This window comes from Clostridium sp. MT-14 (assembly GCF_042436595.1).
Classification (GTDB): domain Bacteria; phylum Bacillota; class Clostridia; order Clostridiales; family Clostridiaceae; genus Clostridium_B; species Clostridium_B aromativorans.
This window is the reverse complement of record NZ_JBHMIY010000001.1, coordinates 343,975-369,853: the sequence shown is the minus strand read 5'-3', so window position 1 is coordinate 369,853 and position 25,879 is coordinate 343,975. Positions and strand designations below refer to the sequence as shown.

Here is a 25,879-nt window from a genome sequence, read left to right as displayed (position 1 = left end):
CCTAAAATTATTTATTTTCTTTCAATTATATATAGAGGTGATGTGTCGATGTTTAGAAATTATAGACCAGTATGGGAGGAAGTTAATCTAGATAATCTTACATACAACATAGGTCAAATAAAATCAAAAGTGGGTAGTAAGGGATTAATAGGAGTTGTGAAAGCTGATGCCTATGGACATGGAGCAGTAGAAGTTTCACAGGTTCTTCTTGAGAATGGAGTAGAAAGACTGGCGGTAGCTGTTTTGGATGAAGCCATAGAGCTTAGGAAAAATGGGATAAAATCGCCTATAATGGTACTTGGTATAATACCCCATACCCTTATTAGTGACGTAGTAGATTATGATGTAGAGTCCATAACTCCTTCCTATGAATATGCATGTCAGCTGTCTAAGGAGGCCGTAGATAAGGGGAAAATTGCAAAGATACACATTGCTGTGGATACGGGAATGGGTAGAATAGGATTTTTGATAAATGATGACAGTGTAGATGAAGTTTATAAAATAAGCCAATTGCCCAATATAGAAATACAAAGCTTGTTTTCACATTTCTCTACAGCAGATGAGACAGATAAGACATATACTCATGAACAGTTTGAAAAATATAAACTATTTTATGAGAAATTAACAGACAAAGGTATAAAAATAAATATGAGAGATATAGCCAACAGTGCAGCTATAATGGAACTTCCAGATACCTATTGTGATTCGGTCAGACCTGGAATAATAATCTATGGTTATTATCCTTCCCACGAAGTGGACAAGAATCAGTTGAATATAAAACCTCTTATGACTTTGAAAGCCAATGTAGTTCATGTAAAAACACTGGAAGTTGGGCAGTATGTAGGTTATGGAAGGAAATTTAAAGCCGACAGGAAAAGTGTAATTGCCACTTTGCCGATAGGATACGCTGATGGATATACCAGAAGATTATTTGGGGAAGCGAAGGTTATAGTTAACGGAAAATTTGCTCCAGTAGTGGGAAACATATGTATGGATCAATGTATGGTAGATGTCACTGATGTAGGAGAGGTCAATGTAGGAGATGAAGTTGTTCTTCTAGGAGAGAAAGATGGCCTCAAGTTTGATGCAGAGGATGCAGCACAGATCCTGGGTACTATAAGCTATGAAATACTCTGTATGATGAACAAGAGAATTCCAAGAGTGTATATAAAAAATGGAAAAGTAGTTAAAGTTAAAAATTACTTGATTTAATGATTTTTAGGTTCAGGTGTAGTTTTTCCATAGATAATAATTTTTTTCATCTGAACCTTCGTATGTATTTTTAACTGATTGAGGCGAATATCAGTGTTTTTTTCAGTAAGAAATATAATTATTTAGATGTTGAATTGAAATTACATATATTAAAATTATGAAACATTTGCACGCAGCCCTTATGGTAAATTTATAATTATGTGGTGCATTTTATGAGGCTGTATTTTTTAATGAATTATATACAATGATTTCATATATGACAATATTGTGAATATAAATTAAAAAAATGGTATAACATAATAATAATATGCATTATGAAATTATATCTATGTTTACATAGTATTACATAATTGTTAGGATTAATTAATGCCTGTTGATATCGATTTTCCAAATACAATATGCACTTGAAATTGTATAGGTGCGGTTTTGTAAATAATATAAAAGCTGATACATACAATATTTAAATTAATATCTAAAAATTTTTACATATAGATTGTAATATGCTTAAATAGAAATATTAAAAAGTTATATTAGAATAGTTATAGAGATAAAAAACCCTATGTAAAAAAATACAAGTAGAAAATTGGTGAAATTATAGATAATTTCTTTGACATGCCTACAGATTTGGTACTATAATGAGCTTGTATAATCTTTCGCTTAGGGTAATAGGAGGTATTAATTTGTATATGTCAAATTCTAAAAGATTAGTAATAGACCTCTCAGAAACACTATATAATGAATTCAACAAGGCACTTAAAGAAGATTGCAAAAAAAGGAGTGAATTTATTAGGGAAGTTATCATATTATATATTAGTGAGAAAAAAAGGTTAAATAGAATATCAGAAATGGAAAAAGGATATAGGGAAATGGCACAACTTAATCTTGAATTTTCAGAAATGGGCTTTGCAAGTGACATAAAGGAATTAAAAGAATATGAAGCGAAGCTTTCGGAGAGTGATTTGCCAGATGACGACAATAGTGAAAAGAGGAGATATATTTTATGCTGATCTAAGCCCTGTAGTTGGGTCTGAACAAGGAGGGGTAAGACCTGTTATTATCATACAAAATGATGTTGGTAATAAATATAGTCCAACCGTAATTGTTGCAGCTATTACCTCTCAGATAAATAAAGCAAAACTTCCGACTCATGTGGAAATATCTTCAGAGGCCTATGGCCTCAATAAAGATTCGGTAGTGCTGCTGGAACAAATAAGAACCTTAGATAAAAGAAGATTGAAAGAAAAAATTGGTCATATGACAGATAGTGATATGAAAAAAGTAGATAATGCACTTTTAGTAAGTATTGGGCTTCAATAGATTTTCAATTGAACTCAATGACGTATAATTTACTATAATTTTTAATTTTAACAGAAACCTGGATTCAGGTTTTGTTGTTGATTATAAGCCCCGGTGCTTAGAGCACAGGGGTGAAGTTTTGTGGTGCTTTATATATATGAAATTAAAACTTTGTGTTAAAATAAAGTTAAAGTTTTTTATCCGAGGTTCAGGTGGAGAAAAGCATTCTCTGTGAATAAACTCCAGCTGGGCCTGAGAATTACTTGATTAGTAGTATTAGTAGGAGGTTGAAGTTGTGAAAAAAAATATAGAAGAGCTTAAAAAGATTGCATCAGTTATAAGAAAAGACATAATAAAAATGCTGACTAAGGCTGGCTCAGGCCATCCAGGCGGTTCACTGTCTGCAGTTGAAATTTTAACTACATTATATTTTTATGAGATGAATGTTGATCCTGAAAATGCCAGAGATTTAGATAGAGACAGATTTGTACTTTCAAAAGGGCATGCGGCTCCAGTACTGTACAGTACTCTTGCTAGAAGAGGATATTTTAGTGTGGAGGAGTTAAAGTCTCTTAGAAAACTGGGTTCTATACTTCAAGGACATCCTAATATGAATGAAACTCCTGGTGTTGATATGTCTACGGGATCCTTGGGACAAGGAATATCTGCTGCTGTTGGTATGGCACTTGGCGGTAAAATCGATAAAAAAAGTTATAGAGTTTATACCCTGTTGGGAGATGGCGAACTTGAAGAAGGTGAAGTCTGGGAAGCTTCTATGGCTGCAGCTCATTATAAGTTGGATAATTTGACAGCTTTCATAGATGCAAATGGACTTCAGATAGACGGCACCTGTGAAGAGGTAATGTCTGCTTATCCCATCGGAGAAAAATTTAAAGCCTTTAAGTGGCATGTTATAGAAATAAATGGACATGATTTTAAGCAGATTATAGATGCTATTGAAGAGGCGAAATCAGTTAAAGATAAACCAACTGCTATAGTTTGTAAGACTGTCAAGGGCAAGGGGGTATCCTTCATGGAAAATCAGGTAGGGTGGCATGGCTCTGCACCCAACATAGAACAATGCGAAGAGGCATTAAGGGATATAGGAGGTGAAGAGTAATGTCAAATAAAATAGCAACTAGAGAAGCTTATGGGAAAGCTCTTGTAGAATTGGGAGCTGAAAATAAAAAAGTAGTGGTCTTTGATGCAGACCTTTCGAAATCCACCAAGACTGCCGGATTTAAAAAAGCTTATCCTGAAAGGTTTATGGATATGGGAATAGCAGAAGCCAATATGATGGCGGTGGCAGCTGGGATATCCACCTGTGATAAGATACCCTTTGTAAGCACTTTTGCCATGTTTGCTACTGGGAGAGCCTTTGAACAGATAAGAAACTCCATATGCTATCCAAACTTAAATGTTAAAATATGTGCTACTCATGCAGGACTTACAGTAGGCGAAGACGGGGCCTCCCATCAGTCGGTAGAGGACATATCCCTTATGAGGAGCATTCCCAACATGACAGTTATCTGTCCTAGCGATGCAGTGGAGACAGAGGCAGCAGTTAGAGCCGTGGCTGAAGTGAAAGGACCCTGTTATGTGAGACTTGGAAGATCTAAAGTTTCCGTTATAAATAATAATGAGGATTATAAATTTGAAATAGGGAAAGCTATAAAAATGAGGGAAGGAAAGGATGCAGTTATAATTGCTACAGGGATAATGGTAGAGGCAGCATTGGAAGCCTATAATACTCTGGCTGAAGAGGGAATAAAGGTATCAGTTTTGAATATACATACTATAAAACCTATAGACAAAGAAGCAATAGTGGAAACTGCTAGAAAAACCGGTGTAGTTATAACTGCGGAAGAACACAGTATTATAGGTGGGCTGGGTTCTGCCGTATGTGAAGTGTTAAGTGAAAATTTGCCTACGCCAGTTATAAGGATAGGCATTAAAGATACTTTTGGGGAAAGTGGAAAACCCAATGAACTTTTAAAAGCTTATGGGTTGACCGGAGATGATATAGTTAAAGCTGTTAAAAAAGGACTGTCTTTAAAATAAATATGGGTTAGAAGAGATGCTGATTTATAGGGCATCTCTTTTGCTAAATTCTCCGTAATAATAATTTCATATATTTAACTTTTGGTTTTTTGCATTATTATGATATAATGTTTGATGTAATGTGCAAGCTTGGAAACTTGTTAAATATAAGGAGAGGTTTAAATGATACAGTTTAAAAACGTGAGCAAGGTTTACAACAACAACATATTTGCATTGTCTAATATAAACCTGGATATCCAAAAGGGAGAATTTGTGTTTTTAGTTGGACCTAGCGGTGCGGGAAAAACTACATTTGTGAAAACTATTTTAAAGGAAATTGAACCTACAAGTGGAAATATAATAGTTAATAATGTAGACATTACGAAACTAAAGAGAAATCAAATACCCTTATATCGAAGAAGGTTGGGAGTTGTTTTTCAGGATTTTAGGCTAATACCAACCCTCAATGTTTATGAAAATGTGGCTTTTGCCATGAGGGTAATTGAAGCACCCTTGAGAGAAATAAGGAAAAAGGTCCCCATTGTATTGTCCCTGGTTGGACTTGCCAACAAATATAGATCCTTTCCCCATGAGCTTTCGGGTGGAGAGCAGCAGAGAATTTCTCTGGCAAGAGCTATAGTAAATAATCCATCTATACTGATAGCGGATGAACCTACAGGAAATTTAGATCCAGATACTTCTATGGATATAATGGATACTATAAATGACATAAATCATGCTGGAACTACGATATTAATGGCAACCCATGCAAGCAATATAGTGAATTCTATGAGAAAGAGAGTTATAGCAATAGAAAAAGGTATTATAGTAAGAGATGAACAGAGGGGTGCATACGGTTATGAGGATTAGTGCCATGGGGTTTTTTGTGAAAGATGCATTTAGAAGTTTAAAGAGGAATAAGACTATAAGTATAGCAGCAGCGGCAACAGTAGCAGCTACACTTTTTATATTCGGAATATCTATGCTTACAATGCTGAATATCAAACAGGGAATATTGGAGATACAGTCTAAGGTAGAAGCAAAAGTGTATTTGGAAGATAATATAACTATGTCTCAAAAAAGGGATATTGAAGATAAGATAAAGAATATAGATGGAGTAGTCAATTTGAGCTATGAAACAAAATCTGAGGCGCTGAATAAATTTAAAAAGCAACTGGGAGATCAGAATAAATCACTGGTGGAGGGACTAGATAAGGACAATCCGATTCCAAGTTCATACATAGTTAAAGTTAGCAGTCCGGAAATTATTTCCAAGGTAGTCAGCAACATAAAAGGAATGCCTGGAATATACAGTATCCAGGATGGGAGAGGTATTGTAGATAAAATTGTAACTATAACCAGAACTATAAAGTGGGCAGGAAGTATTATATTTGTATTGCTCATAGGAGTTTCACTGTTTTTAATAGGAAATACAATAAAGATAACAGTTTATTCAAGAAGAAAAGAAATAGGTATAATGAAATATATTGGAGCTACAGATTGGTTCATAAGATGGCCTTTTATTATAGAAGGTATAATAATAGGGGTAATAGGGGCAATAGTATCAAATTTAGTACTGTATTATCTGTATAGGATAGTTTATGCTAAGGCGTCATCTGCATTTATAATGATGCAATTGATAAGCCCGCATTATGTGGCTACCACTGTGTTTGGATTGTTTATTTTAGCAGGTGTGATAATAGGTGCAGCAGGAAGTGTAATGTCTATTAGAAAATTTTTAAATGTTTAAATTGACATAGCTTTTTATTAACTGTTTATTAGAGGTTGTTTCGAAATTTATTTGAAACAGCCTCTATGGTTTTATGAGCAAACTCAACCTAAAACTAACAATCACTTTATAATTGTCTTGAAAGTATTTATAAATATTTCCGCAAATTTATTTTTTAGTGTTATAATTATTTAAGATTTACATAAATACTATTATATAGTGAATGTTTCAGAAAACGAGGTGTATAGTTTGAAAAGTAAAAAAAGATGGATAACGTGGACTGTAGTTATTGTACTTGTGACAAATATTCTTACAATGTTTGGAACTACTAGTTTTATAAAAAATACTCAAAGTAATGTAATGGGAGAATTTTCAAAGTTATTTGAGGTCAGAAACCAATTGTATAAATATTACGATGGACCTATAAATGATAATACATTAGTGGAGGGAGCCATTAAAGGAATGACTTCGTCACTAAATGATCCATATACTGTATTTATGAATAAAAAAGAATATGATGATTTTAATGTTCAAACTGAAGGAAATTACAGTGGAATAGGAATTCAGGTTACGTCAAAAAACAACAATATTGTAGTAATGAGTGTGTTTGATGGTTCACCTTCTAAAAAAGCAGGAATAATTGCAAATGATATAATTCAAAAAGTGAATGGGATTACTGTAAATGGAAAGGATCTTGATAAAGCTGTATCGCTTATGAAGGGTAAGGAAAATACAGAAGTTACCCTTACGTTGTACAGAAAAAATAAAGGCAGCTTCAATGTGAAAGTCAACAGACAAAAGATAGACATTTCTACAGTAACTGGCGAGATGCTTCAAAATAATGTAGGATACATACAGGTGTCTATGTTTGATGAAAATACAGCTAAAAGTTTTAAGGATAAATTAAATACATTGAGAAGTCAGGGGATGAAATCACTAATAGTGGATTTGAGAGATAATCCGGGGGGACTGCTGGATCAATGTGTAGATATGATTTCCAATTTTGTACCGAAGGACAAAGTAATAGTTTCCACTATAGATAAGTATAATAATAAAAAAGAATATAAATCAAAAGGTGGAGATTTTAACGGACTGCCCTTAACTGTACTTACCAATGGGAATACAGCCAGTGCCTCGGAAATATTTTCGGGAGCAATTAGAGATTATAAACTTGGGACTTTAGTTGGAGAAAAGACTTATGGAAAGGGAGTCGTTCAGACCGTTCTGGATACAGGAGATGGGACTGCACTTAAGGTTACTATTTCTAAATACTATACTCCAAATGGTGAAAATATACACAAAAAGGGAATAAAACCTGATGTGAAAGTGGAATACCCCGAAGTTCTTAAAAATTCACCTTATGATAGAAATAAAGATCCACAATTTAATAAAGCTTTAAATATAGCAAAAAATAAAATAAAATAGAATTGTAGATAATTTTGACGATATGTGAATATATAATTATAATATATTTGAGATTTTAAGTTAGACAGATGGTTTCTGTCTAACTTAGTTTGCGAGAGGGGAATTAAGTTTTAATGATATTATTGTACACGTTGAAATCTATAGCTTTTGCACTGACGGAACCCTATTTAGTGTTAATTCTAGCTATTTTGGTGTTTACATTATATAGAAAGAATAAACAGACAGTTATAATGCAAAAAATGATAATTGGAGAGGGAATCAATTCTCCTTTTGAACTTACAATATCTCAAATTGTGATAGGAATTTTTGGAGGCATATTGGCCAGTGTTATTATGTCATATTTAGGGGTGGTTTTTGACGAAGATTCAGCTGTAGATTTAATATTTTTGGCATCTATCGTTTTTATGTTTTTTAATGTGAGATTTATATGCTTTTCCTATTCTGGAGCAATATTGGGATTTTTAAGCCTTATATTGGCCATGTCTTCCCAAACTTTTAACATTCCCAATCTGGATTTTTTAAAAATAGATGTGGTGGCGCTTATGAGCATGGTAGCTATATTGCATTTTGTAGAGGGAATTTTGATTATACTGGATGGGAAAAAGGGTGCAGTTCCTGTTTTTTCAAGTAAAAATGGGAATATAGTAGGAGGATTTGCCCTTCAAAGATATTGGACAATTCCGATAGCCGTATTTTTTATAATTCACAGCAGAACGATGATAGGAAGCTCCTGGCAGGTAGCTGTTCCTGCATGGTGGCCGCTTATAAACAGTTCCATTCCATATGATATATTAAAAAGTGCGGTGGTATCTTTAATACCATTTTATGCAGTGATGGGATACAATAGTGTGACTTTTACAAGAGATACTAAGGAAAAATCGTTTTTATCAGGAGGCCTAATAATATTATATAGTGTTATTTTATTCGGCATGGCTCAACTTGCAGTTTTGAATATTTGGTTGAAGTTTTTAGTGGTTATATTTGCACCGGTGGCTCATGAGGGAATTATAATGTTTCAAAGGCATTTAGAAGTAAAGGGAGTACCAAAGTATGTAAGCAGCAGTGAGGGTATAATGGTACTTGCAGTTGCACCTAATTCTCCTGCCAATGAAATGGGAATTAGAAGTGGGGATATGTTGGTGGAAATAAATAATGAGAAAATCGACAATGAAGATAAGATAGCAGAAGTTATCAGAAAATGTTCAAATTTTATATGGCTCAAGGTAAAAAAGGAAGCAGGAAATTTTGAGCAGGTAAGTTACAGTAAAATGAATGAAGATAAAAAATTAGGCATAGTGTTTGTACCAAGAAAAATACCTCAGAATAGTATGGTGATAAAATTGGATAAGAATAAATTTTCTGATGTACTGAACAAGATAAAAAATAAAGATAAGGATGATTAAAAATGGGAAAATTTAAAATACATTCTAAATTTAAACCTACGGGTGATCAGCCTGAAGCAATAGATGGTATAACAAAAGGTATTTTAAAAGGAGATAAATTTCAGACACTACTTGGTGTAACTGGTTCGGGCAAGACTTTTACCATGGCAAATATAATAGAAAGGGTACAAAAGCCCACTCTTGTACTAGCTCATAATAAAACTCTGGCATCACAATTGTGTTCGGAATTTAGAGAATTTTTTCCTGAAAACAGTGTGGAATATTTTGTATCATACTATGATTACTATCAACCAGAAGCTTATATACCTCAGACAGATACATATATAGAAAAAGATGCTTCCATAAATGATGAGATAGATAAGTTAAGGCACTCAGCTACTTCTGCCCTTTTGGAGAGAAAAGACGTTGTAGTAGTGGCCTCAGTATCCTGTATTTATGGACTTGGTAATCCGGAAGAGTATAAGAAGCTGACGTTGTCCCTAAGACCGGGTATGATAAAAAACAGGGATGATGTGTTGAAAAAATTAGTGGAAATTCAATATGAAAGAAATGACATAAATTTTGTGAGGGGAACTTTTAGAGTAAAAGGGGATATAGTAGACATATTTCCGGCTTCATCTACGGATCATGGAATAAGAGTGGAGTTTTTTGGAGATGAAATTGATAGAATAAGAGAATTTGACGTACTTACAGGAAAAACCATTGGAATTAGAAATCATGTTTCCATATTCCCGGCATCTCACTTTGCTACATCCAGGGAAAGGCTTGAAATAGCTATAAATAAAATAGAAGAGGAGCTTGAAGACAGACTTGAAGAACTCACATCCCAGGACAAATTACTTGAAGCCCAGAGGTTGAAACAGAGGACTAATTTTGATATAGAGATGATACGTGAAGTTGGATACTGCAGTGGAATTGAAAATTATTCCAGAATATTGGACGGCAGGGCAAAGGGAACTCCACCCCAGACTCTTATAGATTATTTTCCAAAGGATTTTCTTTTATTTATAGATGAAAGTCATGTTACTCTTCCTCAGGTGAAAGCCATGTATGCAGGGGATAAATCAAGGAAGGACTCCCTGGTACAATACGGTTTTAGACTTCCTTCGGCCTATGATAATAGACCACTTAAATTTGGGGAGTTTGAGAAAAAAATAAATCAGGTGGTGTTTGTAAGCGCCACCCCTTCGGATTATGAACTGGAACATTCGCAAAATGTAGCTGAACAGATATTGAGACCTACGGGACTTTTGGATCCGGAAATCATAGTAAAACCCATTAAAGGGCAGATAGATGATCTTTACAATAATATAAGAGAAACCTCATCTAAAGGTTTTAGAACCCTTGTAACCACTCTTACAAAAAAGATGGCAGAGGATTTGACGGATTATTTTAAGAACATGGATATAAGAGCTAGATATTTACATTCAGATATATCAACAATAGATAGAATGAAGATAATAAGGGATTTGAGAAAGGGCGAATTTGAAGTTTTAGTTGGTATCAATCTTTTAAGGGAGGGGCTTGACATACCGGAGGTTGCATTGGTTGCCATTTTGGATGCGGATAAAGAGGGCTTTTTAAGATCGGAGAGATCACTTATACAAACTATAGGAAGGGCTGCCAGAAATTCTGAAAGCAGAGTTATAATGTATGCGGATACTATCACCAATTCCATGGATAAGGCTATAAGCGAGACTAAAAGGAGAAGAAAAATACAGATGGCCTATAATGAGAAAAATGGTATTACACCTACGACTATACACAAAGATATAAGAGAAGTTATAGAGTCAACTATGGTTTTGGAAGAAAAACAGGAATATAATAGTTTAAAGGAAGCTGTAGAGGCCGATAATGAAAAAATAGATGAACTTATAAAGACCCATGAGAAACAGATGAGGACGGCAGCTAAAGAACTGAGGTTTGAAGAAGCTGCAAAATTGAGGGATATAATAACAAAGCTGAAAAAGCAGAAAAATAAAAAGCTTGTATAAATATAATCGAAATACCTAAGGAGTTAAACCAATGAAAGATAGCATAGTGATAAAAGGTGCTAAAGTACACAATTTGAAGAATGTGAGCTTAACTATACCTAGAGATAAATTGATAGTTTTTACCGGACTTTCAGGATCGGGAAAATCCTCATTAGCTTTTGATACTTTATATGCGGAAGGGCAGAGGAGATATGTAGAGTCATTGTCTGCTTATGCCAGGCAGTTTTTGGGCCAGATGGATAAACCTGATGTAGAATACATTGAAGGTCTATCCCCTGCAATATCCATAGATCAGAAGACAACCAGCAGGAATCCACGTTCTACTGTAGGGACTGTTACTGAGATATATGACTATCTGAGACTTCTATATGCACGTATAGGTGTACCACATTGCCCTAAATGCGGTAGAGAGATATCACAGCAGACGGTGGATCAGATGGTAGATAGAATTTTGGGCATGCCTGAAAAAACCAGAATACAGGTACTTTCTCCCATAATTAAAGGGAGAAAGGGAGAACATGTGAAAGTATTGGACAATATAGTCAAAAACGGATTTATAAGAGCAAGAATTGACGGTGATGTAGTTGATTTGGAAGATGAAGAGGTAAAACTTGAGAAGAATAAAAAGCATACCATTGAGGTGGTCATAGACAGGTTAATAATCAAAAATGACATAAGAAGCAGATTAGCAGGTTCTATTGAAACTGCTCTTAAATTGTCAGAAGGTGTAGTTATAATAAATGTTTTAGGTGGAGAGGATGTGCTTTTTAGTGAAAAGTTTGCATGTCCTGACTGTGGTATAAGTATAGGAGAAATCACTCCTAGAACTTTTTCTTTCAATTCACCTTTTGGAAAATGTGATACCTGTGACGGACTTGGAACTCTTCTTGAAATAGACGAAAATTTGGTCATACCTGACAAAAAAAAGAGTATACTTGGGGGGGCTGTAATGCCCTGGGGAGAAGGAAGCTTAAAAGAGGATTCCTGGACTTTCAGTATATTGAAGGCCCTTTCCAACAAGTATAAATTTAAATTGGACACTCCAATAGAAAAACTCAGCCCGAAAGTTTTAGATATACTCCTGTACGGACTCAGGGGAGAAAAGGTAAGAGTAAGATATAAAAAGGATAATAGGATAATGGAATTCAATCATTCTTTTGAAGGAGTGGTGAATAACTTAAAGAGAAGATACATGGAGACAAATTCCGACTATATAAAAAGGGAAATAGAAAATTACATGAGTGATAACCCATGCCCAACATGTAAGGGAGCTAGATTGAATCCAGCTGCACTGTCTGTTACAGTGGGTGGAAAAAATATATTTGAGCTCTCTAGTATGTCCATAAAAGACGAACTGAAATTTTTCAAGGAAATAGAGCTGTCGGAAAAGGATAGGCTAATAAGTGATCAGGTACTTAAGGAAATAAACAGCAGACTTCAGTTTTTAATAGACGTGGGATTGGATTATCTGACCCTTTCGAGAACAGCTGGAACACTGTCCGGAGGAGAAGCACAGAGGATAAGACTTGCCACTCAGATAGGTTCCGGGCTGGTAGGTGTACTCTACATATTGGATGAACCAAGCATAGGACTTCACCAGAGGGATAATGATAGGCTTATTGCTACATTGAAGCATCTGAGAGATGTAGGGAATACTCTTATAGTTGTGGAACATGATGAAGATACCATGAAGCAGGCAGATTTTATAGTTGACATAGGACCTGGAGCAGGAGAGCATGGTGGGGAAGTAGTGGCAGCGGGGCCTATTTCAGATATCATGAATTGTGAAAGATCTATAACGGGGCAGTACTTGACGGGCAAGAAGAAAATAGAAGTTCCCAAACAGAGGAGAAAAGGCAGCGGCAAGTTTATAAAAGTAATAGGGGCCAGGCAGAATAATTTGAAAAATATAGATGTGGATTTCCCGCTGGGAATATTTAATTGCGTTACTGGAGTATCCGGATCGGGAAAAAGTACTTTGGTGAATGAAATATTATATAAGGCCCTGCATAAGAAATTGAACAATTCGAAAGATAATCCGGGAGCTTATGACAGCATTCTCGGTGTAGAGAATATAGATAAGATCATAAATATAGATCAAAGTCCCATAGGAAGAACCCCCAGATCAAATCCTGCCACCTATACAGGAGTATTTGATATAATAAGAGAAGTGTTTTCAAATACGGCGGAAGCTAAAATGAGGGGATATAAACCGGGACGGTTTAGTTTTAATGTAAAAGGCGGCAGGTGCGAAGCCTGCAGCGGTGATGGGATAATAAAAATAGAGATGCAGTTTTTGTCAGATGTATATGTACCCTGTGAAGTATGTAAGGGAAAAAGGTATAATAGGGAAACTCTCCAGGTAAAATATAAAAATAGGAATATTGATGATGTACTAAATATGACGGTGGAAGAGGCCCTGGAGTTTTTTGAGAATATACCTAGAATAAAAAATAAATTACAGACATTGGCAGACGTAGGACTTGGATACATTAAATTAGGGCAGCCTTCTACACAATTGTCTGGAGGAGAAGCTCAGAGGATTAAATTAGCTTATGAATTGTCCAAGAGAAGTACTGGAAAAACACTGTATATACTGGATGAGCCTACTACGGGGCTTCATATAGATGATGTGAGTAAACTTATAAATATACTCCAGAGAATTGTAAATGTAGGTAATACGGTGGTAGTTATAGAACACAATCTAGAAGTTATAAAGTGTGCAGATTATATCATTGATCTTGGACCTGAAGGCGGAGAAAAAGGCGGCACCGTTATTTGTACTGGCACTCCAGAACAAATAGCTAAAAATAAAAGCTCCTATACGGGACAATATTTAAAAGAAATGTTATAATTTATATAAAGGCTAGCATAGGCACACTTATAATGCTAGTCTTTCTATGTGTTAAGGAGGATACTTTTAAATGGATCTGAGTAAATTGAGTATGATTTTTAAAATTGTAATCATAGGTATAGTTTATATTATAATATTTTGGGCGCTCAGGATAATGTATAAGGATATAAAAGTGGGAAGTAGAAGAGCGAGAAGAATAAATAGAAAATCCTTTGGACTTGAAGTGATAAACCCGGGTAATAATTCCAATCTCAGGAAGGGAGCTGTGATTCCGGTTAGAAGAGAAATAACCGTAGGAAGAAAAAATGATAATCAGCTTATATTAGAAGATCCTTATGCATCAGGGCATCATGCCAGAATTTATATAAAAAATGGAAAGGACTGCATATTGGAGGATTTGGAAAGCACTAACGGAACTCTTTTAAACGGGAAAAAACTAAGGGGAAAGCACTATCTGAATTCCGGAGATGAAATAAGAATAGGTAATACGTCTTTTAAGGTCATAGGGTAGTTTTAATTTGAATATTATAAAATTGCTGTAAATAGATGGGTGGTGAGAGTATTGGACTCTATTAAGGACGAAAAAAAATTATTGAAATATACATACTTTTTATGCTTCATATGCTTTTTTAATCTGGCAATAATAAAGCAGCCTTTTGATAAAGGAGCCATGGTAATGGCACTGGTAATCTGCCTGCTTATAGGATATTCATATTTTGTAATAAGAAAATTTTTTTCCGATGGAGATAAATATATATTTATTTTTTCCAGTATACTGTCTGTTATAGGTATGGTGATGTTGTATAGATTGAATATGGCAGTTGCAATCAAACAGATAGTCTGGTTTGCAGTGGGGGTTACAGGATTTATACTTATTGTGGTCTTAATGCCGGATACAAGTAGGTTCAGCAAGTATAAATATATCTATCTGGTGTTCACGCTGATATTTATGGGAATGGGTACTTTTGTCGGCATTGAGTTAAATGGTTCTAAGAACTGGGTGGATATAGCTGGCTTTCAGTTTCAACCCTCGGAATTTGGAAAGTTATTTTTAGTTGCGTATTTAGCTGCAGACCTAAAGGATTATAAGAATTTCAAAAGCCTTATAATACCTGCACTGGTTGTAATGATGTCCCTTGGGTTCATGGTGATTCAGAGAGATCTTGGATCTGCCCTCATATTTTTTGGAATAGCTATAACCATGCTCTATATAGCAACTTCAAAATTTAAATATGTTATAGTTTGCTTTTTATTATCTGCTGCAGGGGCCCTGATGAGTTATAAACTGTTTGATCATGTTAGAACAAGAGTTATGATATGGAAAAACCCCTGGCCATATGCAAATGATCAAAGCTATCAAATTGTCCAATCCATGTTTTCTATAGCATCTGGAGGACTTACTGGAACAGGGTTGGGATTGGGACACCCCGAATATGTGCCCATAAATACTACGGATTTTATATTTGCAGTACTTTGTGAGGAATTGGGGATATTGATGGGATTTGCCATAATAATATTGTATTTTTTGTTGTTTTATAGATGTATGAGAGCTGCCGTGTATGGAAACGATGAATTTTCAAGGCTTTTGGCTGTGGGGTACAGCGCCATGATAGCATCACAAGTACTGGTTATAGTCGGAGGTGTTATGAATGCCATTCCCCTTACGGGTATAACTCTGCCTCTTGTAAGCAGGGGCGGAAGCTCCATGTTAATAACGTTTTTTTCTTTAGGCATAATTCAAAAAATATCAGAGGAAGGTAGGTAGAAGGATGAATGACATATTGAATAATATAAAAAAGGTAATGATGGTTTTTTTAATATGCTTTATAGCTCTTATCTCCTACATGACCTATTTTGAAATGTTAACAGGCCCGAAAATATTGAACAGTACCTACAATAGGAGGCTTTGGATAAAGAGAAATGAAGTGCTCAGGGGAACCATATATGATAGAAATGGCAATGCCCTCACTAAAAGTCAACCTATAAATGCAGAAACTCAAAAGAGAGAGTATACCGGAGGAGCTATATTTGCCCATGTGCTTGGGTATGTAGATATTAAATATGGGATTACAGGTCTTGAGAGAAAGTACGATGAGGAACTTATGTCCTCAAATATTCAGGACAGTATAAAGAGCTTCATATTAAACAAAGGAAAGGCTCAAAAAAAGATCGGCTATAGTTTGAAGACAACTTTAGATCTAAACACCCAGCAGGCGGCTTATAATCTTTTAGGTAGTAATAAGGGTGCTGTTGTGGCTTTGAATCCCAAGACTGGAGAAGTAATAGCCATGGTCTCAAGACCTTCTTTTGATCCAAATAACCTGCAAAATACCTGGAAACAATTGAACCAAGACAGTAATAAACCGCTTTTGAACAGAGCTACAGCAGGTTTGTATCCTCCTGGTTCCACTTTTAAGACCGTGACTGCCATAAGTGCCCTGGAAAATATACCTGGTGTTCAGAATAAGTACATCCAAGATACCGGGAGCCTCCCTCTGGGAGGAGGTTATTCACTGAATAATTTTGAAGGAGAAGTTTTGGGAAGCATAAATTTCAAAGATGCGTATACACATTCCAGCAACGTATATTTTGGAACTCTGGGGCTTGAATTGGGAAATGACAAATTAAAGCAGACTGCAGAGAAATTATTTTTCAACAAAGAAATCCCAACAGATGGCATACCAGTGGAACCCAGCAAGTTTCCATCTCTTAAGTCCTATGAAAAAGGAAGCATAGCCCAAAGTGCCATAGGACAGAGCAGTGACCTGGCGAGTCCGCTTCAGATGGCAGTGGTTACAAGCACTATAGCCAACAGAGGAATTCTTATGAAGCCTCATTTGGTAAGTGATGTACTTACAAATACGGGCCAAGAGGTAAAAAGTATACAGCCGGAACAGGTAGGACAGTTGATATCCACCAGCACAGCAGATGTCATGCGAGATCTTATGAGATCTGTAGTGGAATCGGGAACAGGAGTTAATGCTTCCATAGCGGGAATGGACGTAGCTGGAAAGACTGGAACAGCAGACAATGAATCTATGGGAAAATATTCACCACCTCACTCCTGGTTCATAGGTTTTGCACCTTATGAAGATCCAAAAGTAGCTGTGGCGGTGATTGTAGAAAATGGAGGACAGGGAGGAAAATTGGCTGCTTCTATAGCGGCGGAAGTTATGAGGACAGCACTTAGAAAATAACTGTAAATTGTGTATTGTCGATTATATATTTCCAATTGTATAAATTTCCCGGGAAATTTTGATGTAAAATACGAAGTTACTCTGAATTTAATGCTATAATATAGTCAATAAAGGGGTTATTGAAATTAAAAGCATGAAAGTTGTCTAATATTATGACAGTTAATGAGGAGAAAATATGAAGGGGAAAACTCATATAGGCATGGGGCTAATCACCTATTTATCAATTTACAACATACTTCCCGGCAAATTTAATTTTATGGGACTTTTATTGGTGGCATTTGCATCTATATTGCCGGATGTAGATCACCCTAAAAGCATAGTAAATAAATATATTCTTCCTTTTAAAAACAAATTTACCAAAGTTATTTTTTATGGCTGTATTGGAATAACTTTTATCTGGTATGATTATTTATATACTGATGCCCCAATAATGAAGGCTATTGGAATATCTTTCATTATAATAGCAGTATCCTCTCATAGAAATGGATTAACTCACAGTTTTACAGGTATGATAATGTTTTCTTTTATTGTAGGATATCTAGGTAATATGTACAATATCCATTATTTGGTTTATTATTTTATGGTAGGTTACGGCATGCATTTGTTATGTGATATGTTTACAAATAGGGGAGTACCGCTTTTTTATCCTGTTGAAAATAAGAAATTTAAATTTCCTCTCACTTATAGAACTAATTCTAAAGTTGGTTCTGCTATAGAGGAATTGTTGATGATATGTGGAATTTTATTTACAATATATAGACTTCCAGTTATATTTTACAAATAGTTTTAGGAGTGATTAAGTGTTTGATTTTCAATATCAGCTAAAAGTATTGCCAGATAAACCTGGAGTATATTTGATGAAAAATTCTCTGGGAGAAATTATATATGTGGGAAAAGCAAAAATTTTAAAAAATAGAGTGAGACAATATTTTCAGAGTTCAAAAAATCATTCAGAAAAAGTGAAAGCCATGGTCAGACATATTTCTGAATTTGAATATATTGTAACTGATTCAGAAATGGAAGCCCTTATTTTAGAATGCAATTTGATTAAAAAATACAGACCACACTATAATATACTATTGAAAGATGATAAGAGATATCCATTTTTAAAGATAACTGTAAATGAAGATTTTCCTAGAATAATATATGCGAGAACTGTGGCTAGAGATGGTGCAAAATATTTTGGACCTTATGTAAGCTCTTCTTCTGTATATGAGACTATGGAGATCATAAAAAAAATATTTCCTATAAGGACCTGCAGGTTTTCCATAAAGGAAGATGGAAAAAAAATAAGACCCTGTCTGAATTATTATATAGGGATCTGCAAAGCTCCCTGCGGAGGATACATTAGTAGGGAAAAATATAGGGATATAGTGAATGAGGTAATAGATTTTTTATCCGGGAAAAATAAGGATATAGTCAGAGAACTGAAAGAAAATATGAATTCCGCTTCGGAAAATCTTGAATTTGAAAAAGCAGCGGAGTTGAGAGATAAGATATTTGCAGTGGAAAAAGTTATTGAAAAGCAGAAAATAACTACAGTGGGTTTTGAAAATGAGGACTTTATAAATATGTACTCTGATGGAAAAGACAGCTGTCTGCAAGTGTTCTTTTTGAGATCTGGGAAAATAATTGGCAGAGAACATTTTATTGTGGAAAATACAGTGGATTTACCTAAGAGCGAAGTAATAGCCAATTTTATAAAGGAGTTTTATGGAGGCACTGCTTATATAGGTAAGACCATATATGTACCTGAAGTGGATGATATTGAACTGCTGGAGGATTGGCTCAGTATGAAGAAAAGTTCTAAAGTGTATATTAGAATTCCACTTAGAGGTGACAAAAAGGCAATTTTGGACTTGGTTCAAAAAAATGCTGAAACTATGCTAAAAAATTTTAAATTAAAGTTTATTCAGGATAAAAAATTATATGATACATCACTTGAAGAACTTTCTGAAATACTTAAACTTGACGATATTCCCCATAGAATAGAGGCCTATGATATATCAAACATTCAAGGAGTGGATTCTGTAGGTTCTATGGTGGTGTTTGAGAATGGAAGACCTAAGAATAGCGATTATAGGAGATTTAGGATAAACACTGTAGTAGGGGCAAATGACTATGACAGCATGAGAGAGATAATTAAAAGAAGATTTCAGCACGGTCTGGATGAAATAGAGAAAATAAAGGAGAAAAATCTTGAATTGAGTGCTGGAAAGTTTTGTATTTTTCCAGATCTGATCCTTATGGATGGAGGAAAAGGGCAGGTAAATGTGGCACTTCAAATATTGAAAGAACTTGGAATAGATATACCGGTATGTGGAATGGTGAAAGATGACCGGCATAGGACAAGAGGGATTATATATAACAATGAAGAATTGGCCATAGGCTATAGTCCTAATGTGAATAAGCTTGTTACAAGAATACAAGATGAAGTTCACAGGTTTGCCATATCTTATCACAGAAGTCTTAGAAATAAAAGAGTGTTTCATTCAGTACTTGAAGATATACCTAATGTAGGAGCGGTCAGAAGAAAAGCATTGTTGAAGAAATTTGGAAGCATAGATAATATAAAAAAGGCAAATCTAGAGGAACTGCTGGCTGTACCTTCTATAGACAGACGAACGGCGGAAAATATCATTTTTTATTTCAAAAATGGCAGTAAAAATTAATAGGCTTGAATTTAATGGGTAAAATGTAATATATAAGAATGTACAGTCTTGATTAAGTAGTATACATACATTATACTAAACATAATACTTAATTTTAATTTTCAAGGAGAATACTTACAATGAATAAGTTTAAAAATTTTGCTATAAATTTGAAAGAAATATTGAATGAAGAGGATATAAGAATAGATGAACCTATGAAATATCATACTTCTTTTAAGGTGGGAGGACCTGCAGATATACTTATTACTCCAAGAAATTTTCAACAGGTGATAGATGTAATAAAATTTTGTAAGAAGAATAATGTACCTTTTTATATAATGGGAAATGGTTCCAACTTACTTGTAAAAGATGGCGGAATAAGGGGTATAATAATTAAGCTTATAAAATTAAATCATATTATAGTTGAGGGAAATAAAATTATTTCAGAAAGCGGAGCATCTTTGAAAGAGATTTCAGCTGCTGCCTTAAATAGCAGTTTAACGGGAATTGAATTTGCCTGTGGAATCCCTGGCAGTGTGGGAGGGGCAGTTACCATGAATGCAGGTGCATATAATGGAGAAATCTCCCATATAATAGAGAGCGCAAAGGTTATAGACAATTTTGGCGAAGTGAGGGTGCTTGATAGAGATGAGCTGAAATTGGGATATAGAATGAGTTCTATATTGATGTATGGATATACTGTTTTAGAAGTGACTTTTAATTTAAAAAATGGAGAATATGAAAAGATAAAAAATCGTATAGATGATTTAAATAGAAGAAGAAGTCAAAAGCAGCCCTTGGAATATGCTTCAGCAGGAAGTACTTTTAAGAGACCGGAAGGCCATTTTGCCGCTAAATTAATAGAGGACAGCGGGTTAAAGGGGGAAAATGTGGGAGATGCCCAGGTTTCCGAAAAACACTCGGGATTTATAATAAACAGGGGAAATGCTACTGCCAGTGATATTTTAAATTTGATAAAGATTGTGCAGCATAGGGTGAAGGAAAAGTTCAATGTGGATCTTTATACTGAAGTTAGGATTATAGGAGAAGATTAAAATATAAAAATTTTCCCTAAGGTTCAAAGTATAGATATTAAATATCAGTTTAAGTGGAGAATTAGTGCTAATACTGCATTTGATTCTCCACTTTAAACTATATTTATTCTTCTAATTCATTGTGCTATAATTAAAAAAAGTAAATTTGCATAAGTTGATTTTAAAAATTTTATATAAATGCTAAATATTTGTTGGTGGAGGAATGTGGCCATGAGATTTGTTATAGTGACAGGATTATCAGGAGCCGGGAAAACTCAGGCTATAAGAAGTTTGGAAGATTTGGGTTTTTTTTGTGTAGATAATCTTCCTCCTACCCTTATACCTAAATTTGCAGAGGCCTGTTATCAAACTGATGGTAAAATAGATAAAATAGCTTTAGTAATAGATATAAGAGGAGGGCAGTTTTTTGATGATATATTTGAAAGCTTAAATTATATAAAAGAGGAAGGATATAAATATGAAATATTGTTTTTGGATGCTTCAAATGAGGTATTAGTTAAAAGATTTAAAGAATCTAGAAGAAAACATCCATTGTCTCCTGATGGGAGAATTTTAAATGGAATACTTATGGAGAGAAATAGACTTAAAGATATAAAAGACAGAGCAGATAATATAATAGATACTTCAAAACTTGCAACCAGAGAGTTGAGGGAGAAAATAACAAAGATATACTCAGAAGAGGGTCAAATAGAAACTCAGCTGATGATAACTGTACTTTCATTTGGTTTTAAATACGGCATACCAGTTGATTCGGATTTGGTATTTGACGTAAGATTTTTGCCAAATCCATTCTATATACCAGCTCTTAAAAGATATTCTGGAAAAGATAAACCTGTAATAGAGTATATAATGGATTTCAAAGAAACTATAGAATTTATAGATAAGCTGGAAGACATGTTGGAGTTCCTAATTCCAAATTATTTGAAGGAGGGTAAGAGACAGCTTATTGTATCCATAGGATGCACTGGAGGGAGGCATAGATCTGTAACTATTGCCAATGCTATTTACAGTAGATTAAAAGCTAATGGGCATAAAGTTAATATAGACCACAGGGATATTGAAGAAGACGTGAATGATAAAGGTGGTAAAAAGCTATGAGGATTGTAGATTGGCTCAGACCTGGTATAAAAGTTAAAAGGTGGGTTATGCTTGGAGCCATGGGAGTATTATTTATAATATTTGGAGTGATAGAATTTGTAAACAGGAGGTTTTATAGCTTTTATTATATTTCTTTTTATATATTTTTAGTTATATCAGGGATATTTGTAGTATATATTTCTATAACCCAGGGAATGCGTTCTATAATAGCACTGATAAATAAAGGATATTTAAGCGTATCCTTGGATTCAAAAAAATTAGAAAATCTCATATATGAAAAGCGTCTTCTAGTAAAAGGGCCTAAGATTGTGGCTATAGGCGGAGGTACAGGGCTTTCTACCATGCTCCGGGGACTTAAGTATTACACCTCAAATATAACTGCTATAGTGACTGTAGCAGATGACGGTGGCGGTTCTGGTGACTTAAGAGAAGATTTGGGAATGCTTCCACCGGGAGATATAAGAAACTGTATACTCTCTCTTGCAGATACTGAGCCTCTTATGGAAGACTTACTTCAATACAGGTTTAAAGATGGAAGACTTAAAAATCAGAGCTTTGGAAACCTCTTCTTAGCTGCTATGGATGGAATATCCGCAAATTTTGAGGAAGCTGTTCATAAGATGAGTTCTGTTCTTGCAGTAACTGGAAAGGTGATGCCCGTAACTCTGGATAATTTGGTTTTAAAAGCCAAATTGAAAAATGGTTCTGTTGTGGAGGGAGAATCCAATATTCCAAGAGAGGCTGTTGAGCAGAACAGCAGTATAGATAGGATATTCATAGAGCCTGAAAATGCCAGGGCTTTAAGAGAAGCAGTGGATGCCATATTGGATGCAGATGCTGTAATATTAGGGCCGGGCAGCCTTTATACCAGTGTGATTCCCAATCTTTTGGTAAAGGATATAGCCAATGCCGTACGAAATACCAGCGCCATAAGGCTTTATGTGTCAAATATAATGACCCAGCCCGGTGAAACAGATGGGTTTTCTGTAGAAGATCATATAAGGACTATTTTTAATCATATAGGCAGCGGTATAATTGATTATGTGATCGTCAATGTAGGAAAAATAAACAGAGAATTGGAAGGAAAATATAAGGAGGAGGAATCTCATCTAGTTAAAATAAATGAGGATGCCGTGGATTCCCTGGGAGTGAAGGTCATAGAGGGTGATTTTATAAGTGCTAAAAATGGACTGATAAGACATAATTCTGAAAAATTAGCTTCTATATTGATAGAAACCATTATGGACAAAAAACTTCTATATGATAGGAAAAAGATAATAGAGTATTTTTATTTGTCGGAGAGGTTAAAGGAAATAAAGAGATAAGTAGGAGATTGGATATGTCGTTTTCATTGAGAGTAAAAAATGAAATTTGCAGATATACGAATATGGGTAGAGAAGAGGCTGCAGCGGAACTGTCTGCAATAATGAAGGTGAGTGGAACTTTACTTTTAGGAGGCATAAGGAAATTTAGTTTTAAGATAATTACAGAAAATGCACCAACTGCTAGATTTCTTTTTAAGTTATTAAAAAATAAGTTTGATATGCACTCAAAGATATTGGTAAAAAAAAGTAATTCTCTGAAAAAAAACAATGTATATGAGATAATTATAACTGAAGGAGAGAATGTTAGAACACTGCTTAAGGAAGTGGGAATTTTAAAAGAGGAAGAAGATGTATTTTCTTTAGATTATAGTATCCCCCAAAACATGGTGAGAACTGATTTACTGAAGAGAGCATATATAAGAGGAGCATTCCTGGGAGGAGGGAGTATCAGCAATCCTGAAAAGACTTATCATTTAGAATTTGTAACCCATAATGAGATATACGCAGGTGATTTAAGCCATCTTGTAAATGAATATGGATTGAACTCCAAGATAATACAGAGGAAGAACAGTTTTATAGTATATATCAAAGAGGGAGAACAGATAGCGGATCTTTTAAGTATAATAGGGGCATATTCTGCACTTTTGAAACTGGAAAATATAAGAATAATGAAGGAAATGAGAAATAATGTAAATAGATTGGTGAATTGTGAAACTGCGAATTTAAGCAAGACTGTGAATGCATCGGTAAGACAGACAGAAAGCATAAAGCTTATACAAAAGAAAATAGGTCTAAATAGGCTCCCTAAGAATTTAAGAGAGATCGCCGAACTCAGATTAAATTATCCGGGCGAATCTTTAAAGGAATTAGGTGAAATGCTGGAACCTAAAGTGGGCAAATCTGGAGTAAACCACAGGTTGAGGAGAATTGAAAAGATAGCAGAGGAGCTTAGAAAAGAAAGGTAGGAACAGAGTATATGTCTAAGCATGAAGATATAATCAAGTATATACTTTCACTGGAAGCTGGCACCAAAATTTCAGTTAGAAGTATAGCAAGTGAATTAGGTGTTAGTGATGGAACGGCATATAGAGCTATAAAAGATTCTGATACTCTGGGGATAGTTACCACCATTCCAAGGGTTGGAACTGTCAGAATAGAAAAAGTTGAGAAAAAAAATATAGAGGCTTTAACTTATGGTGAGGTTATAAATGTAGTGGACGGAAGTTTGCTGGGGGGAAAAAATGGAATACATAAAATACTCCATAGTTTTATAATAGGGGCAATGACTATAGAAGCCATGAAACAATATATAAGAAAGGACTGCCTTGTTATAATAGGGAATAGAGAAGATGCACAAAAGCTTGCACTTTTAAATAATGCAGGTGTCCTTATAACAGGTGGCTTTGGATGCACTAATGAAATAAAAAAACTGGCAAATGAGAAATGCCTCCCCATAATATCCAGCAGCTATGATACTTTTACTGTAGCTAGTATGATAAATAGGGCTATTTCTGAAAATATGATAAAAAAAGATATAGTTCTTGTAGAAGATATAATGCAGGATGAGCCCTGCTATTTGGAAGTTACAGATACAATTAAAAAATGGAAAAATATAATGCAGGAGGTTAAACATGAGAGATATCCTATAGTAGATAGTGAAAAAAAGATAGTTGGAATTGTATCTCTAAAGGATTTATCAAATCACTATGTGGATGATGAACCAGTAAGCAAAGTAATGCACAGAGATCCTATTACAGTGACGCCTCAAACTACAGTAGCTTATGCAGCTCATATAATGGGCTGGGAGGGCATAGAGCTGTTTCCTGTAGTAAAAGGTAAAAGATTGGTAGGTGTTATAACCAGGAGAGACGTGATAAAAGCACTTCAATATATGGCAAGACAGCCTCAGGCTGGAGAAACTCTTGAGGATTCCATATTAAAGAAATTTGAGTTTAATATTGAAGATAATGTAGCACATTTTATGGGTAAGATAACGCCTGAAATGCTGGATCCTATTGGTACTGCTTCATGGAGTTCACTGAATATGCTTCTATCCACTATGGCAATCATGATTTTGAGGCAGAAAAATAATGCAAATATTTTAGTGGACAGTATAAATACATATTTCATGAAGCCTGTGCAAATTGACAGTGAAATTGAAATATATGTAAATGCAATAGATGAAGGCATAAACTACTGTAAAGTGGAAGTTGACATGTTTGATGGAAAAAAGGATATAGTTGGTAAATGTATTTTATCTGCAAGAATGATAAGGAGGTGATAAGCTGTGTTTGTTCATGTGGTCTTTTTTAAATTGAAAGAGAGAAATGCGGAAAACATGGAAAAAGTAAAAAATATATTAATGCGTGTAGACGGTAAGGTGCCTACATTGAATACCATAAAGGTTGGCACGGATGTAGTGGGATCTGATAGATCCTATGATGTGGCCCTTATTGCTACTTTTGATTCCAGAGAAGATATGGATGCCTATCAGGTTCATCCAGTGCATCTAAATGAAGTGAAGGCCAATTTGAAGTCATTGGTCAGTTCTTCGGTATCTGTAGATTTTAATAGTTAATAGTTGGTGGACATGAGATTAA

22 protein-coding genes are annotated in these 25,879 nt (G+C 34.8%); all 22 read left to right on the top strand.

Annotated elements, in window-relative coordinates:
• The first annotated feature begins 48 nt into the window (after positions 1-48).
• The 22 genes from alr (at position 49) to ACFHWD_RS01660 (ending at position 25,857) form a co-directional block, all read left to right on the top strand.
• Positions 49-1,212, top strand: coding sequence for an alanine racemase (gene alr / locus ACFHWD_RS01765; protein ID WP_179978050.1), 1,164 nt, complete (start codon positions 49-51; stop codon positions 1,210-1,212).
• A 686-nt stretch (positions 1,213-1,898) separates the two neighbouring features.
• A complete protein-coding gene (locus ACFHWD_RS01760) occupies positions 1,899-2,219 on the top strand; it encodes a CopG family transcriptional regulator (protein WP_150356747.1) in 321 nt (106 codons plus the stop codon).
• Positions 2,179-2,529, top strand: coding sequence for a type II toxin-antitoxin system PemK/MazF family toxin (locus ACFHWD_RS01755; RefSeq protein WP_150356746.1), 351 nt, complete (start codon positions 2,179-2,181; stop codon positions 2,527-2,529). The genes ACFHWD_RS01760 and ACFHWD_RS01755 overlap by 41 nt, the downstream gene beginning before the upstream one ends.
• A 274-nt stretch (positions 2,530-2,803) precedes the next feature.
• Positions 2,804-3,628, top strand: coding sequence for a transketolase (locus ACFHWD_RS01750; protein ID WP_150356745.1), 825 nt, complete (start codon positions 2,804-2,806; stop codon positions 3,626-3,628).
• Positions 3,628-4,569, top strand: coding sequence for a transketolase family protein (locus ACFHWD_RS01745; RefSeq protein WP_150356744.1), 942 nt, complete (start codon positions 3,628-3,630; stop codon positions 4,567-4,569). Before ACFHWD_RS01750 ends, ACFHWD_RS01745 begins: the two co-directional genes overlap by 1 nt.
• A gap of 162 nt (positions 4,570-4,731) precedes the next feature.
• The gene (gene ftsE, locus ACFHWD_RS01740) at positions 4,732-5,418 is read left to right on the top strand and encodes a cell division ATP-binding protein FtsE (protein ID WP_150356743.1); all 687 of its coding nucleotides are present in this window, start codon (positions 4,732-4,734) and stop codon (positions 5,416-5,418) included.
• Complete coding sequence (ftsX, locus tag ACFHWD_RS01735) at positions 5,408-6,298, top strand: permease-like cell division protein FtsX (RefSeq protein WP_150356742.1); 891 nt, start codon at positions 5,408-5,410, stop codon at positions 6,296-6,298. The genes ftsE and ftsX overlap by 11 nt, the downstream gene beginning before the upstream one ends.
• Positions 6,299-6,526: 228 nt before the next feature.
• On the top strand, positions 6,527-7,702 hold the full coding sequence (locus tag ACFHWD_RS01730) for a S41 family peptidase (RefSeq protein ID WP_150356741.1): 1,176 nt from the start codon (positions 6,527-6,529) through the stop codon (positions 7,700-7,702).
• Between the two features lie 113 nt (positions 7,703-7,815).
• On the top strand, positions 7,816-9,105 hold the full coding sequence (locus ACFHWD_RS01725; protein ID WP_150356740.1) for a PDZ domain-containing protein: 1,290 nt from the start codon (positions 7,816-7,818) through the stop codon (positions 9,103-9,105).
• 2 nt (positions 9,106-9,107) lie between these two features.
• Positions 9,108-11,099, top strand: coding sequence for an excinuclease ABC subunit UvrB (gene uvrB / locus ACFHWD_RS01720; protein WP_150356739.1), 1,992 nt, complete (start codon positions 9,108-9,110; stop codon positions 11,097-11,099).
• 31 nt (positions 11,100-11,130) lie between these two features.
• Positions 11,131-13,953, top strand: a complete 2,823-nt coding sequence (gene uvrA / locus ACFHWD_RS01715; protein ID WP_150356738.1) for an excinuclease ABC subunit UvrA — start codon at positions 11,131-11,133, stop codon at positions 13,951-13,953.
• Between the two features lie 70 nt (positions 13,954-14,023).
• A complete protein-coding gene (locus tag ACFHWD_RS01710; RefSeq protein ID WP_150356737.1) occupies positions 14,024-14,464 on the top strand; it encodes an FHA domain-containing protein in 441 nt (146 codons plus the stop codon).
• Between the two features lie 51 nt (positions 14,465-14,515).
• Entirely contained in the window at positions 14,516-15,718 is a 1,203-nt protein-coding gene (locus ACFHWD_RS01705; RefSeq protein ID WP_150356736.1) for an FtsW/RodA/SpoVE family cell cycle protein, read from the top strand.
• A gap of 4 nt (positions 15,719-15,722) precedes the next feature.
• The gene (locus tag ACFHWD_RS01700; RefSeq protein WP_150356735.1) at positions 15,723-17,150 is read left to right on the top strand and encodes a penicillin-binding protein 2; all 1,428 of its coding nucleotides are present in this window, start codon (positions 15,723-15,725) and stop codon (positions 17,148-17,150) included.
• Between the two features lie 175 nt (positions 17,151-17,325).
• Complete coding sequence (locus ACFHWD_RS01695; protein ID WP_150356734.1) at positions 17,326-17,934, top strand: metal-dependent hydrolase; 609 nt, start codon at positions 17,326-17,328, stop codon at positions 17,932-17,934.
• Between the two features lie 16 nt (positions 17,935-17,950).
• Entirely contained in the window at positions 17,951-19,822 is a 1,872-nt protein-coding gene (gene uvrC / locus ACFHWD_RS01690; RefSeq protein WP_150356733.1) for an excinuclease ABC subunit UvrC, read from the top strand.
• Between the two features lie 119 nt (positions 19,823-19,941).
• Positions 19,942-20,856, top strand: coding sequence for a UDP-N-acetylmuramate dehydrogenase (gene murB / locus ACFHWD_RS01685; RefSeq protein WP_229981986.1), 915 nt, complete (start codon positions 19,942-19,944; stop codon positions 20,854-20,856).
• Between the two features lie 210 nt (positions 20,857-21,066).
• Complete coding sequence (gene rapZ, locus ACFHWD_RS01680; protein WP_229981985.1) at positions 21,067-21,954, top strand: RNase adapter RapZ; 888 nt, start codon at positions 21,067-21,069, stop codon at positions 21,952-21,954.
• A complete protein-coding gene (gene yvcK, locus ACFHWD_RS01675) occupies positions 21,951-23,279 on the top strand; it encodes a YvcK family protein (RefSeq protein ID WP_150356730.1) in 1,329 nt (442 codons plus the stop codon). The genes rapZ and yvcK overlap by 4 nt, the downstream gene beginning before the upstream one ends.
• A 14-nt stretch (positions 23,280-23,293) precedes the next feature.
• Positions 23,294-24,244 (top strand): DNA-binding protein WhiA, encoded by a 951-nt coding sequence (gene whiA / locus ACFHWD_RS01670; protein WP_150356729.1) that lies wholly within the window; start codon positions 23,294-23,296, stop codon positions 24,242-24,244.
• Between the two features lie 11 nt (positions 24,245-24,255).
• A complete protein-coding gene (locus ACFHWD_RS01665) occupies positions 24,256-25,560 on the top strand; it encodes a DRTGG domain-containing protein (RefSeq protein ID WP_150356728.1) in 1,305 nt (434 codons plus the stop codon).
• 6 nt (positions 25,561-25,566) lie between these two features.
• On the top strand, positions 25,567-25,857 hold the full coding sequence (locus ACFHWD_RS01660) for a Dabb family protein (RefSeq protein WP_150356727.1): 291 nt from the start codon (positions 25,567-25,569) through the stop codon (positions 25,855-25,857).
• Positions 25,858-25,879: the final 22 nt, after the last annotated feature.